Source organism: Rhodococcus sp. TAF43 (assembly GCF_052113525.1).
Taxonomy (GTDB): domain Bacteria; phylum Actinomycetota; class Actinomycetes; order Mycobacteriales; family Mycobacteriaceae; genus Prescottella.
Genome location: NZ_JBFRDL010000078.1, coordinates 1 through 13,426 on the forward strand (window position 1 = coordinate 1; position 13,426 = coordinate 13,426).

At 66.8% G+C, this 13,426-nt stretch carries 11 protein-coding genes and 1 pseudogene; 6 read left to right on the forward strand and 6 right to left on the reverse strand.

Going from position 1 to position 13,426, the window contains the following annotated elements:
* Window positions 1-56: 56 nt before the first annotated feature.
* Window positions 57-755, reverse strand: coding sequence for a hypothetical protein (locus AB4Z09_RS27605; RefSeq protein ID WP_442241221.1), 699 nt, complete (start codon window positions 753-755; stop codon window positions 57-59).
* A 90-nt stretch (window positions 756-845) separates the two neighbouring features.
* Between AB4Z09_RS27605 and AB4Z09_RS27610 the strand changes: the two are divergent.
* A pseudogene (locus tag AB4Z09_RS27610) lies at window positions 846-1,727 on the forward strand (bifunctional 3'-5' exonuclease/DNA polymerase); the annotation flags it as partial.
* Window positions 1,728-1,789: 62 nt separating this feature from the next.
* Here AB4Z09_RS27610 and asnB read toward each other — a convergent pair.
* A complete protein-coding gene (gene asnB, locus AB4Z09_RS27615) occupies window positions 1,790-3,619 on the reverse strand; it encodes an asparagine synthase (glutamine-hydrolyzing) (protein WP_442241222.1) in 1,830 nt (609 codons plus the stop codon).
* A gap of 134 nt (window positions 3,620-3,753) precedes the next feature.
* Between asnB and AB4Z09_RS27620 the strand changes: the two genes are divergently transcribed.
* Together AB4Z09_RS27620 and AB4Z09_RS27625 are read left to right on the forward strand one after the other, a co-directional pair.
* The gene (locus tag AB4Z09_RS27620) at window positions 3,754-4,881 is read left to right on the forward strand and encodes an NDMA-dependent alcohol dehydrogenase (RefSeq protein ID WP_442241223.1); all 1,128 of its coding nucleotides are present in this window, start codon (window positions 3,754-3,756) and stop codon (window positions 4,879-4,881) included.
* A gap of 374 nt (window positions 4,882-5,255) precedes the next feature.
* Entirely contained in the window at window positions 5,256-5,462 is a 207-nt protein-coding gene (locus tag AB4Z09_RS27625; RefSeq protein ID WP_147283552.1) for a hypothetical protein, read from the forward strand.
* A gap of 12 nt (window positions 5,463-5,474) precedes the next feature.
* Here AB4Z09_RS27625 and AB4Z09_RS27630 read toward each other — a convergent pair whose 3' ends face one another.
* Complete coding sequence (locus AB4Z09_RS27630) at window positions 5,475-6,218, reverse strand: GAF and ANTAR domain-containing protein (protein ID WP_114723240.1); 744 nt, start codon at window positions 6,216-6,218, stop codon at window positions 5,475-5,477.
* 48 nt (window positions 6,219-6,266) lie between these two features.
* Window positions 6,267-6,614 (reverse strand): urease accessory protein UreD, encoded by a 348-nt coding sequence (locus AB4Z09_RS27635; RefSeq protein WP_258558057.1) that lies wholly within the window; start codon window positions 6,612-6,614, stop codon window positions 6,267-6,269.
* Window positions 6,615-6,743: 129 nt separating this feature from the next.
* Here AB4Z09_RS27635 and AB4Z09_RS27640 point away from each other — a divergent pair, with 129 nt between their 5' ends.
* Complete coding sequence (locus tag AB4Z09_RS27640) at window positions 6,744-7,259, forward strand: hypothetical protein (RefSeq protein WP_429517058.1); 516 nt, start codon at window positions 6,744-6,746, stop codon at window positions 7,257-7,259.
* Between the two features lie 97 nt (window positions 7,260-7,356).
* Window positions 7,357-9,585 (forward strand): MMPL family transporter, encoded by a 2,229-nt coding sequence (locus AB4Z09_RS27645; protein WP_442241224.1) that lies wholly within the window; start codon window positions 7,357-7,359, stop codon window positions 9,583-9,585.
* A gap of 21 nt (window positions 9,586-9,606) precedes the next feature.
* Here AB4Z09_RS27645 and AB4Z09_RS27650 read toward each other — a convergent pair whose 3' ends face one another.
* Window positions 9,607-9,912 carry a helix-turn-helix domain-containing protein gene (locus AB4Z09_RS27650; protein ID WP_114723262.1) on the reverse strand — a complete coding sequence of 102 codons (306 nt, stop codon included), beginning with the start codon at window positions 9,910-9,912 and terminating at the stop codon, window positions 9,607-9,609.
* Window positions 9,913-10,634: 722 nt separating this feature from the next.
* Between AB4Z09_RS27650 and AB4Z09_RS27655 the strand changes: the two genes are divergently transcribed.
* The gene (locus AB4Z09_RS27655) at window positions 10,635-12,092 is read left to right on the forward strand and encodes a catalase (RefSeq protein ID WP_442241225.1); all 1,458 of its coding nucleotides are present in this window, start codon (window positions 10,635-10,637) and stop codon (window positions 12,090-12,092) included.
* Between the two features lie 7 nt (window positions 12,093-12,099).
* Here AB4Z09_RS27655 and AB4Z09_RS27660 read toward each other — a convergent pair whose 3' ends face one another.
* Window positions 12,100-13,056: a DNA-3-methyladenine glycosylase family protein gene (locus AB4Z09_RS27660; RefSeq protein WP_442241226.1), complete on the reverse strand. Its 957-nt coding sequence runs from the start codon at window positions 13,054-13,056 to the stop codon at window positions 12,100-12,102.
* Between the last annotated feature and the right edge of the window lie 370 nt (window positions 13,057-13,426).

Consider the following 13,426-nt stretch of genomic DNA (forward strand, 5'->3'; position numbering starts at 1 on the left):
CCACCGAACCCACCGAGGAGGTCACACCCGCCCTGACCGCATAGCCCCGCGAGGAATCACGCGGCGACCTCGTTACACCACGCCTCTGGACTTGACCCACAGTCACGCTGCGGATTCCGGCCACGCCATTCGCCAACCTCCCGGCCTTGGGTGTCCAGGCCGCGAAGCCCCGTGTCACGCCATCTTCGGTACCCCGCTGGATCCAACCACTTGACGTCTCGATCGCGGCCAAGATGCGGGGTCGCCCGAAACTCCCCTGAAGTCGCTAGTGGAGGAGCTTTGCGGTGCATCGTGATTCGCAACACCGGATTGGTCACGTTGTAGCGCCTCTCAGCCCAATCGTAGAACGAGTTGATCGCGACCAGCCCCGACCGCATCGTCCCGCCTGCGACGCGGACCGGATTCGACTCATCAGTCATCCGCCAGAACTTGAACGCGTCGATCTCCGATGGGCTGGCGTCGTGCCACGAACACCCGATCGCATCAAGAAACCCCAGCCAGGTCGCCAAACCGAACGCATACTTGCGGCGCGTCCCCACCGCACAGCTGCGCATACGGGGCGTAGCGAAGAACTCGTTGATCTCGGTTGCGTACCGACCATCCGAACGCAGCAGGAACGGCTGGCCGTGGCGCGTGCCATGTTGGTCAGCCCAGTCACGCAACGAAGGCAGACCCGCCAGGACCTGGTCCATAGAGCGGTCCGGCCCCCGCTCCGGGGCGCACCAGAACACCGTCCAGGAAGGAGGATTCAACACGCCGCGACCGTAGCTGCGCAGTGAAGAATCTTCCCGACCCAACACGAGAACCCTGCAACAACAACACCGGAATGGCTAGAGACCGCCTGCGCGTACCTACTGCGGGAGATCGACCACCCGGCCGTCGAACCGTTGTTGCGCTACCGCGACCTGGCCAAGCTGCACAGCACCAACGGGTGGACGTGGCTGGACGCCTGGGTGCGCGGCGACCGTTTCCGGCCCGTCTACGTGCCGGGCGGCGTGGTCTCGGGGCGGTGGGCCAGTCGCGGCGGCGGTGCGCTGCAGATTCCGAAGGCATTGCGCTCCAGCGTGATCGCGGATGCGGGGCACACCTTCGTGATCGCCGACGCCGGTCAGCTCGAGCCGCGGATCCTGGCCGCGATGTCCGGCGATCCGCGCATGATGGCGGCGGCCGGCGCCGACGACCTGTACGCCCCCGTCGCGGCGGAGGCGTTCGGCGGCGATCGGGCGAAGGCGAAGGTTGCGATCCTCGGCGTCCTCTACGGCGCCACCGCCGGCGAGGCCCGCGCCCTTCTGGGCTTGCTGCGCAAGCGTTTTCCGGTGGCGGTGCAACTCGTCGAGGACGCCGCCCGCGCCGGTGAGCGCGGCGAGGTGGTCCATTCCTGGCTCGGACGCGCCTGTCCCCCGCCGGACGACTCGTGGTGGTCCGGCGGCGACCCCCACGCCCGCGGCCGGTTCACCCGTAACTTCGTCGTGCAGGCCACGGCGTCGGAGTGGGCGCTGTGCCTGCTGGCCGACCTGCGCCGCCGCCTGGCCGCCGATCCCGGCGACGGCGAACTCGTCTTCTTCCAGCACGACGAGGTGGTGGTGCACACCACACGCCCCGACGCTGCCACCGCGCATGTCCTCGCCGCGGCGAACTCGGCAACCCGTCTGCTGTTCGGCGCCACCGCCGTCCGCTTCCCGATGGATGTGGGGGTCAGGGAATGCTACGCGGAGCCCGCCGAATGATTCGTTGGCGCGCACCCGTCGTCCGCAGGCAGCCATCGTCGTGCCGAGGACCTCATCCTTGCTCAATCCAGTTGCAGCTCGGGCCTGTACAGGTCCAGCCAGGTGTAGATGTCGACCGCGCGATCCAGGCCCGCCCGGGTGACGGGATCCATCCGCATCGGATCCTGCGCTGTCAGCTGTTGCATCCAGGTCCGGTCGATCAGGTCGAACAGCGGCGAATTGATCTCAGCCAGGATCTCCTTCGCGAGCTGCTGCAGGTTCGTCGCGTACGCCGGGTCCTGCGTCAAGGGATACCCGCTCTTCACACGATCGACCACCGATTGCGGGAGCACATGTTTCGTGGCGTGGCGCAGCAGGCTCTTCTCGCGGCCGTCGAAGGTCTTCAGCGGCCACGGAGTGTTGTAGACGTACTCGATGAGGCGATGATCGCAGAACGGCACCCGAACCTCGAGGCCGGCCGCCATCGATAGGCGATCCTTGCGGTCCAGCAGGATCCGCACGAACCGGGTCAGGTGCAGGTAGCACACCTCGCGCATGCGGTATTCGGCCTGGGATTCGCTGGGCAGGTGTTCGACCTCCGCGCACGCCGCGGCGTATTGGTCGGCGATGTAGCTGTCGACATCCAGCTGTTCGCGCAGCTCTGGCCGCAGAGCGTTCCACGGCTTGTCGCCGGTGAAGGCCGCCCACGGGAAGGTGCCGGCGTTGACCGCTCTGTCGGCAAAGAACCACGGGTAACCGCCGAACACCTCGTCGGCCGATTCACCCGACAGCGCCACCGTCGACTGCTCGCGAATCGCCTTGAACAGCAGGTAAAGGGATAGATCCATATCGCCGAGACCGGGCATGTCGCGTGCGGTGATGACCGCACGACGGACCGACAGATCCAGCATATCGGCCGAGTTGAGCGTCACGTTCTGATGCGCGGACTCCACCAACGCCGCGACCTCGTGCGCGTACGGCGCGTCGGGGGTGCCGCGCACCTCGTCGGGGACGAAGTTCTGTTCCTGATGGAGGAAGTCCACGGAGAAGGTGCGCAGCTGTTCTCCGTCGCGCGCCAGGCTCGCCGCGGCCAGGCCGGTGATGGCACTGGAATCCAGTCCACCCGAGAGCAACACGCAGCGAGGTACGTCGGAGATCAGCTGCCTGTCGACGATGTCGGTGAGCAGATCCCGGACCCGCTCGACGGACCTTTCCGTGCTGTCGGTGTGCTCGGCAGCCTCCAGGCGCCAGTACGTGCGTTCGTGCAGTCCATCGCGATCTACCCGGATCAGAGTGCCGGGCGCCACCTCGTACATGCCCTTCCATACCGACGTGCCCGGCGCCTTGGTCATTGCCAGCAGCTCACGAACGCCGTCGGAATCGATGGCCTTGCGTGCCAACGGGTTCGCAAGAATTGCCTTCGGCTCCGACCCGAAGAGGACCCCGTCCGGTGTCGGGTAGTAGTAGAACGGCTTGATGCCCATGCGGTCTCGGATCATCACCAGCTTCTCCTCGCGCTGGTCCCAGATCGCGAAGGCGTACATGCCGTTGAGGTGATCGACGATGCTCTCACCCCACTGCAGGTATGCGTGGAGCACCACCTCGGTGTCGCTGTCGGTGCGGAACGCATGACCCAGAGCCCGTAGCTGATCGCGCAGTTCCCGGTAGTTGTACGCCTCCCCCGTGTACACCATTCCGACGTCTCCGGCGGGGGTGCTCACGCTCATCGGCTGCGCCCCGCCGGGTAGATCGATAACGGCGAGCCGCCGATGCCCGAGCCCCGCGTGAGTGCGCACGAAAGTGCCGCGTCCGTCCGGCCCACGCAAGGCCATGGTGTCGGTCATTGCGTCGAGAACACCCCGCTGCCGGGTCAGGTCGGAGTCGAACGACACCCAGCCTGCGATTCCACACATGTAACGCCCCCCAAACTCGGTTACTTGCACAGCTATACATAGTTTTGTAAGAACGATCTAGAACGTGTTCCAATTCGAAGGATCTGTGGCTATCGTCACAGCGACCGCTAGTCACGTAAGGGGAGGGTGTTGCAATGAGGACCAAGGGTGCGTTGCTGTGGGGCATCAACGAGAAGTGGTCGATCGAGGAGATCGAACTCGGTGACCCGGTCGCCGGCGAGGTGCAGATCCGCATGGAGGCTGCCGGCATGTGCCACTCCGACCTCCACATCGTCACCGGTGCGACGCCGATGGCGTCCTACCCGGCGATGGGCGGCCACGAGGGCGCGGGTGTGGTCACGAAGGTCGGCGAGGGAGTCAAGGATCTCGAGGTCGGCGACCACGTCGTGCTCTCGTTCATCCCGGCGTGTGGACGCTGCCCGTCGTGTTCCGAGGGCCATTCGAACGTGTGCGACCTCGGCATGGGGCTGCTCAGCGGTCAGGCCATCGCCGACGGCACCTACCGCATCCAGGCGCGCGGGGAGAACGTGATCCCGATGTGCCTGCTCGGCACGTTCTCGCCGTACATGACGGTGCACGAGTCTCAGGCGGTGAAGATCGAGAAGGACATCCCGTTCGAGCTCGCGGCCCTCGTGGGCTGTGGTGTCCCGACCGGATGGGGTTCGGCGACAAACATCGCGGAGGTCAAGCCCGGCGAGTCGGTCGCCATCATCGGTGTCGGCGGCGTCGGCATGAGCGCGCTGCAGGGTTCCGTCGCGTCGGGTGCACGCCACGTCTTCGCGATCGACCCGTCGCCCTTCAAGCGCGAGCAGGCCCTCAAGTTCGGCGCCACGCATGCCTTCCCGTCGATGGAAGAAGCGATCGCGCCGATCATGGAGATCACCTGGGGCCGCATGTGCCAGAAGACGATCATCACGGTCGGTGAGATGAAGGGCGAGTACGTCGACCCGGCCCTCACGCTCACCGCCAAGAACGGTCGCTGCGTCGTCACCGCGATGGGCCACATGGCCGACATGGACGTCAAGCTCAACGCGTTCCTCTTCGCGATGCTGCAGAAGGACCTGCGGGGAAACATCTACGGTGGCTGCAACGCCCGCGTGGACATCCCGAACCTGCTGAACATGTACCGGGCCGGTCGACTCAATCTCGCGGACATGGTGACCAACACCTACTCGCTCGAGCAGGTCAACGACGGCTACCAGGACATGCTCGACAACAAGAACATCCGCGGCGTCGTCCGTTTCACCGAGGCGGACTGGTAGATCGCCGGACGCGCGTCTCGCGTCATCGGATCGGGCAATGGCCAGTGCGCGACGCCTCGGCCGCCGTCGTCCACGACGGTGGCCGGGGCATTGCTCATTGGACCGGAGAGGTGTCGGAGTTGGCACCGGGACCTTCGAACGTCGGATAACGATTCGGTGGCGGCCTGTTGCCGGAGGTCACGTGTGGCCGTTATCGTTGAGCAGCAAGGTTGGGCAGACAGCCGGCGTCGGGGGTACATGTGCCGTCGTACTGGCTGCCAGCCGTATCCCCCTCCGTGTAGGTACACAGTGAGGGCACCCATGACTCATCGTTCTGTGATCGACGTGATCCCCCTGTCTCGTGAATGGCGCCGCCTCGCCCAGGAGGTCGACCGATGACGACACTTTCCGAACCTGACGTCCGCATGCCGGACGACCGCGAGACGGTCGCGCGCGAAGGGTGCTGCACGCTGCGGATCGCGGGCCTCTCGGCCACATCCGTCACTGCGGCAACACTGCTGTTCGGCGGCTCGCTCGTTCTCGCCGCGACCGCCGCTGCTCTGATCGTGCTCTGCGTCGTGGCCGCCGCCGTTCTCATCTGACCGGCCGGCGGGCTACGACCGATCGATCTTGGCGAGGAGCTGCTGTGCGACGTCACGCAGCTTGGTGTTGCTCTGCTGGGACGTCTTGACCATCAGGTCGAAGGCGGCCTCGGGATCGATGCCGTGCAGCGCCATCAGCACACCGATGGCGTGATCGATCGATGCGCGGGACTTCAGCGCCGCCTCCAATGCTCGGACGGACCGCCGGGCCCCGTCGTAGCGTTGCGTTTGGCGCAGGGCGACCATCGCCGCTGTCGTGAATGCCTCGAGCAGCGACTCGTCCAAGGTGCGGAAGCCGTCGTCGTCCGAGCTGTACAGGTTGAACGATCCGCTCACCCGATCGTCGAGAGTCAGGGGCGAGGCGATGAAACTGCCGACCCCGTTGCTCTCCGCGACGTCGGCAAGGCCCGGCCACCGCCGGCGTATCTCCTGCCGATCGACGTTCTGGGTGGCCTGCTCGCGCGCCGAGCGCAGGCACGGGCCGTCGTCGAGATCGTATTGCGTGCTGTCGATTTCGCGAACACGAAGATCCGTGGCCGCCGCTGTCTCCGCTTTGCCGTCACGCAGGATCGTGACACCACCCATGTCGGCGTCCGGCACGATGCGGACCGCGCTCTCGACGAGGCACTGCAGCACGTGCTCCAACTCGTCGACATCGTCGAGCATCCCCGACAGTTCCCTGAGGGAGGACGTGAGTTCGTCGACGCTTCCCTTCAGTTCCGACTGTTCGTCCGGAATCGTTTGCTCGTCACCCATCGGATCCCCCGGATCGGCCGTCTCGATGCCTCGACCACTGCGTCGATTCTATTCCGGTCGACGCGCCACGGGACGGCTTCGACCGGACTCCGCCGCCCCGCCGGCGATGGTGGCGTGCTGCACCGGCACGAACTGCTTCTTCGGGAGCAGGAACAGCCACATGGCGAACACGAAGGGCGCGGTGCCCACCGGCAGCGGGATCGTCATGCCCGGCATCAGTTCCAGGTAGGAATGCTCCGCCAGCGTCACCGTCTGCACCTGGGAGGCGAAGTTGGCGTCCATCTCGTGCACCTTCGTCGCCGACTGCGTCGTCACGTGCGCCATCGACCCGGGCCCCATCGCGATGTCGACGTAGAGGCGGTCGCCCTGCAGCACGCAGCCGGATGTGGAAATCATGTAGACGCACGGCATTCCGGGCAGACGCTCATGGTCGTCGGCGGGAACATCAAACTGCGCTGACGGGCGGGACGTCACCGAGACCGTCGTCCGATTCGGTGCGTCGGTCCCCTGTGCGAACATGCGGTCATGTCTGCCATCACCGACTACTTCACGGCCCCCTCGGACGAGGTCGCCGCCACCGCTCTCGACGACCTGCTCGATCTCGACCCGGACGTCGTCGACGCCGCCCAGGCCCTGTACCGCACCGACCCGGACGAGGCCTCCCGCCCGCGCGTCCAGTCTGCGTCGAGCGGCACCCCGGTCCTGCAGGCCAAGCGAATCGAGCCGGGCATCGCCCTCAGCAGGCTCGAAGCGGCGCTCACCGGCCGCACCTACGAGCAGGTCACGGCGGGTCCACGGCGCGGATCCCTGGTCGCCGCCGGCGAGGACGGCGACGCCTTCGTTCTGACCGTCGCCGACGAACTGCGCGACGCGCTGGCCGGCCTGGACTCCGACGCCGTGACCGCGGCGGCCCGCGTCTGGATCTTCGACGAGGCGGCCGACCCCACCGAGGCGTCTGCCCCGTTCATCGCCGCGCTGGCCGAACTGGCCGCGGGGGCGGTCGCCCGCGGCGACAGCATCTACTGCCACATGGTCGTCTAGCGCCGGTCCGCCCGCCGGATCGTCTCCCCGGCCGCGCGGTCGCGTGCTGTACTGGTCTGCATTGGTATCCGGCCGCGACCGCGTACGAGGAGCACCAATGACCCGAGTGGAGTCCATGAGCGGACCGCCGGCGGGTGACGACACCCGGCCCAGGCGGGGGTGGCCGGTGTTCACCGTCGTCGCGATCGCGATCGTCGCGTTCTTCCTGGGCGGTCTGGGCGGTTCGTTCCAGGGCAAGCTGGCCGAGATCCAGAAGAACGACAACGCGTCCTATCTGCCCGCTTCGGCCGAGTCGACGGTGGTCGCGAACGAGACCGCGAAGTTCCTGAAGGTGGAGACAATTCCGGGTGCGGTGGTGTTCCACCGCGACGGCGGCCTGACCGACGCGGACAAGGCCGCGATCGACCGGGCGCGGGTGTCGATGGCGTCGGTCGAGGGCGTCGACGCGGACGGCGTGACGCCCACCCAGATCTCCACCGACGGCACCACCGCGTCGGTGTTCGTGCCGCTGATCGCCAAACAGGACGGGACCACCGTCCAGGGCACCGACCTCGCCGCCGCCGAACAGGACGTGCTCGCGGCCGCGCAGACGTCCGTGGCGTCGGATCTCGAGGTGCTGCCTGCCGGACCGGGTGGTCTGCTGGTCGCGTTCATCGACGCGTTCGAGGGGCTCGACAGCACGCTGCTCGGCGTCGCGCTGCTGGTGGTGATCCTGATCCTGCTGGTGGTGTACCGGTCGCCGATCCTGTGGTTCTTCCCGCTGTTCTCGGCGCTGCTCGCGCTGGGGCTGTCGTCGATGGTGATCTACGTTCTCGCCGACCACGGGATCCTCACGCTCACCGGCCAGAGCCAGGGCATCCTGTTCGTGCTGGTGATCGGCGCGGGCACCGATTATGCGCTGTTGTTGATCTCCCGGTACCGGGAGGAACTGCACTTTCACGACAACCGGTTCGACGCGATGATCAAGGCGTGGAAGGAGTCCGCGCCGGCCATCACCGCGTCCGCGATCACCGTGATCATCGGGCTGCTGTGCCTGGGCTTCTCGCAGTTGAACTCCAACAAGAGCCTGGGTCCGGTCGCGGCGATCGGCATCGCGTGCACGTACCTGGTGATGATGACGTTCCTGCCGGTCGCGCTGTCCGCGGTGGGGCGCTGGGTGTTCTGGCCGCGCAAGCCGAAGGTGGACGGCGCCACCGACCTTGCCACCCACGGGATGTGGGGCCGGATCGCGGAGTTCGTCGGTCGCCGCGACCGTCCGGCGTGGATCGGTGCGACCGTGCTGCTGGTGGTGCTGTTCGCGGCGGGCATCGGCAGCCTGCAGACCTCCGGCCTCACCGCGTCCGAGAACTTCACCAACGAACCCGACGCCGTGGATGGCCAGGCGCTGTACGACGCCAACTTCGATCAGGGTGCCGGGGCGCCCGCGGTGGTCGCGACGAACGCGTCCGGCGTGGACGCGGTGATCGCGGCCGCGAGCGGGGTGGCGGGCGTACGCCAGGGGCCGGGATCGGTGTGCGTGCAGGTCGACATCGAGAAGGCGAAGGCGCTGTTGCAGAGCTTCGGCGGCAACGTCCCGCAGCAACTCCCGCCGGGGTGCGCGCCCGCGACGCTGAACGTCGCGCCCATCGACGGCCGCACCGTGATCAATGTGGCCCTTGCCGATTCGTACGATTCGCCCGAGGCGCTGCAGACCGTCGAACGCCTCCGCGACACCCTGCACGCRGTGCCCGGCGCGGACGCCCTCGTCGGTGGCAGTTCCGCCGCGACGCTCGACGTGCAGACCGCGTCGGTGCACGACCGGAACCTGATCATCCCGATCGTGCTGGTGGTGATCTTCATCGTGCTGGCGATCCTGCTGCGGGCGCTGCTGACGCCGCTGATCCTCATCGCGACGGTGGTGCTCAGCTTCGCCGCGACGCTGGGTGTGTGCGGGTTCTTCTTCACGCACGTCTTCCACTTCGCGGGAGCAGACCAGTCGTTCCCGTTGTTCGCGTTCGTGTTCCTCGTCGCCCTCGGCATCGACTACAACATCTTCCTGATGACCCGGGTCCGGGAGGAGACGCAGGAGCACGGTACGCGGTCGGGCGTGCTGCGCGGCCTCGCGGTCACCGGCGGCGTCATCACGTCGGCGGGCGTCGTGCTGGCCGGCACGTTCGCGGTGCTCGGCGTGCTGCCGCTGGTGTTCCTCGCGGAGGTGGGCTTCGCGGTGGCGTTCGGCGTCCTGCTGGACACGATCGTGGTCCGCAGTGTGCTGGTCCCGGCGCTCTCCCACGACATCGGCAAGCCGATCTGGTGGCCGTCCGCGCTGGCGCGGGCCAAGGACTGAACGAGCCAGCGCCGGTGGAGGTCAGGCGATTTGGAAGCGGTCGTCGCCGAGTTCGACTTCGACTCGCAGAGAGCCACCGACGGCCTCGACGTACCTGCGCAGGGTTTCGATCTGGATACGCGCAAGGTCGCCGCGCTCGATGTTGGAAACGCGGTTCTGGCCGACACCGAGACGGTCCGCGACCTGGCTCTGCGTCATTGCTGCACTTTCGCGGAGCTCCTTTAGTCGGTAGGCCCGGACCTCCTCGATCATGCGGTTCTTGTGCGCGTCCACGGCGGCCCTGTTGACGGGCCGCTTGACGAGCATGTCGTCGAGACTCTTCGCCATCACAGTCACTTCCCTTCCAAACTCGCGAGATGGGTATCGAAACGGTCGTCGGCGATTGGGATGTTCGTCTTGTACCACTTCGTCCACTGACCTGATTTGTCCCCCGCGACGAGCAAGATCGCCTTCCTGTCGGGGCCGAAGGCGAACAGGACCCGCAGTTCCGAGCGCCCACTCGATCCCGGTCGTAGCTCCTTCATGTTCTTGTGGCGGGATGCTTTCACCGTGTCGACTAGTGGTCGCCGAGCTGAGGTCCACGTTCTTGCAGCAGTTCAAGCGCCGCGACGACTGCTCGTAGGATGACTGATCCAACTGCTCGAGCCATTCCCCGATGAACTCGACGTCCACGCTCCAGATCGACACAACCTCAGAATATCACGTATAAGTGATATCACCTATAGGTGCTATACAACGCATCGCCGGGCGACGAAGTCCTCGAACTACAGACCGGCGATCTCGCGGTACCGATTCGCCGACACCTCGCGGTAGGCGGGCAGTGGCTCGTCCACGGATCTCTCCCCTCCGATGCTCGTACCGAACCAGCGTGGCACATCGGTTGACGGATCGGCCGGGAAGTGGTCGGGTGGTAATTGATGGATGGCGCGCCCGGTACGCGCCGCGTACCCGGTCGAGCTCTCCACCGACGATGCTCTGCAGCCCAAATACTTTCGCGAGCATCGCCTCTTCTACCCGCACGGTGACGTGACTCGTAGGGAAGGAATGAGATGTCAGATCCGAACTACACCACCGACGACTCCGGAATCCCGGTACCCAGCGACGAACATTCGCTCACCGTCGGACCCGACGGGCCGATCCTGCTCCAGGACTACTACCTGATCGAGAAGATGGCCCAGTTCAACCGCGAGCGGGTGCCCGAACGGCAGCCGCATGCCAAGGGCGGGGGTGCATTCGGCACCTTCGAGGTCACCAACGACGTGAGCGCCTACACCAAGGCCGACCTGTTCCAGCCCGGCAAGACGACGGAGATGCTGGCCCGCTTCTCCACGGTCGCCGGCGAGCGGGGCAGCCCGGACACGTGGCGCGATCCGCGCGGGTTCGCCCTGAAGTTCTACACCGAGCAGGGCAACTTCGACATGGTCGGCAACAACACCCCGGTGTTCTTCGTGCGCGATCCGATGAAGTTCCAGGACTTCATCCGCTCGCAGAAGCGGCGGGCCGACAACAACCTGCGTGACCACGACATGCAGTGGGACTTCTGGACGCTGTCCCCCGAGTCGGCGCACCAGGTGACGTGGCTGATGGGCGACCGCGGTATCCCCCGCACGTGGCGGCACATGAACGGGTATTCGAGTCACACCTACATGTGGGTCAACGCGAAGGGCGAACGGTTCTGGGTGAAGTACCACTTCAAGACCGATCAGGGCATCGAGTTCTTCACGCAGGAGGAGGGCGACCGGAAGGCCGCCACCGACACCGATTTCCACATGCGCGACCTGTGGCAGGCCATCGACCGCGGCGAGTACCCGACGTGGACGCTGAAGATGCAGATCATGCCGTACGAGGATGCGAAGACGTACCGGTTCAATCCGTTCGACCTCACGAAGGTGTGGCCGCACGCCGACTACCCGCTGATCGACGTGGGCACCATGAAGCTGGACCGCAACCCGGCCGACTACCACTGCGAGATCGAGCAGGCCGCGTTCGAGCCGAGCAGTTCGGTGCCCGGCACCGGGCCGAGCCCCGACAAGATGCTGCTGGGCCGCTGGTTCTCGTACCCGGACGCGCACCGGTACCGCATCGGCTCCAATTACAAGGAGCTGCCGGTCAATTCGCCGCACGCGGCTCCGCTGGGCTYGTACACCAAGGACGGGCAGCTGCGGCACCACAATCGGGGCGACCCGGTGTATGTGCCCAATTCGAAGGGCGGCCCGCACGCCGAGGTGGCGGTCTCCGGGGAGTCGCCGGGCTGGTTCACCGACGGCGAGATGGTGCACCAGGCGTACACGTTGCGCAAGGACGACGACGACTGGGGCCAGGCCGGCACGATGGTCCGCAAGGTCCTCGACGACGCCGGGCGAGACCGGTTGGTATCCAACATCGTCGGGCATCTACTCGACGGCGTCACCGAGCCCGTGCTGGTGCGGGCGTTCGAGTACTGGCGCAATGTCGACAAGGGTCTCGGGGACCGGATCGAGAAGGGGGTCCGCGCCGGTCAGGGGTGACGCGGATTCACAGGAACGCCTGCGCCGTCCACAGGTGGAACAGGGCGTAGGCCCGCCAGGGCCGCCACGGCTCCGATGCCGTGGCGGCCTCGCGCGCGGTCTTGACGCCCAGCGCGCGGCGCAACACCAGATCGCCGGACGGGTAGGCGTCGCGGTCGCCGAGCACCCGCACCGCGAGGTAGTCCGCCGTCCACGGCCCGATGCCGGGCACCGCGAGCAGGCGGGTGCGGAACTCGCGCGGATCGACGCCCGGATGAAGCTCGAGCCCGTGGGCCGCGGCGGCGGCCAGCGCCTGCACGGTGCGTGCCCGCGCGCCGGTGAGGCCGACGGCTTTCTGGATGACGAGCGGGTCGAGTCCGGCCAGTTTCTCCGGTTCGGGGAAGCTCACGAACCCGTCGAACTCGGTCGGGGTGCCGAATGCCGTCACGAATCGCGATCCGAATGTTCTTGCTGCCGAAAGCGACACCTGCTGTCCGAGCACCGTCAGCACGGCGGTCTCGAAGCCGTCGACGGAGCCGAGCACGCGCAGGCCCGGACGGGCGGCGATGTGACCGGCGAGCGCCGAATCCGCGCAGAGTGCCGCGTCGATCACGGCCGGGTCGGCGTCGAGGTCCAGCCAGCGGCGCATCAGCGATTCGATGTGCGGGACGTCGTCCGGGTGCGCCGGCAGCACCGTCGCCGACACGTGCTCTGGGGCGTCGAACTCCACCGTCACCACGGCGGGGCCGTGCGGGGCGGGGACGACGCGGGTGTGCGCGCCGGTGTCGCCGTCGTGCCGCTCGAGCCCGTCGACGGCGTGCGCGGCCAGGGCGCCGAGCATCGGCGCGGCGGTGAAGGGCGGACGGAACGGGAGTTGGAGGCGTTTCCGGAGGTGGGATGGGGTTGCCCTTGCACGGCCCGGCTCGCCGGGCGCAGGCTGATGTTGCGGGCAGCACCGCAGGCCACCGGACGAGGAAGGGGTCATGGAATCCAGTATCGGCGGATGATCGCACTCAACGCGGTCATCGAGGGATGAATCGGACAAGAGATGTTGGACGATCCCTCGGTCTGGTTCGGCCCACTCGATCCGGCCGTGGAAACGGCTGGCACGCGGACTGGGTCGACCGACGTGCTCGGGGTCGATCGTCGGACACAGAACACAATGCGAAGTCCTGTCCTGCGTCGCATCCGTCAGGATGTGAGCATGGAACACGCGCAAACGCACCCGGACCGGATCGCCGAGATCCTGACCGGCCTCGACCGACTACGAGCAGCCGATCTGAAGACCACCGTCGTCCCGCTCGGCGACCGGGAGGTCATCGGCTACAGCTGCCACATCCACGGCGCGGCCGTGC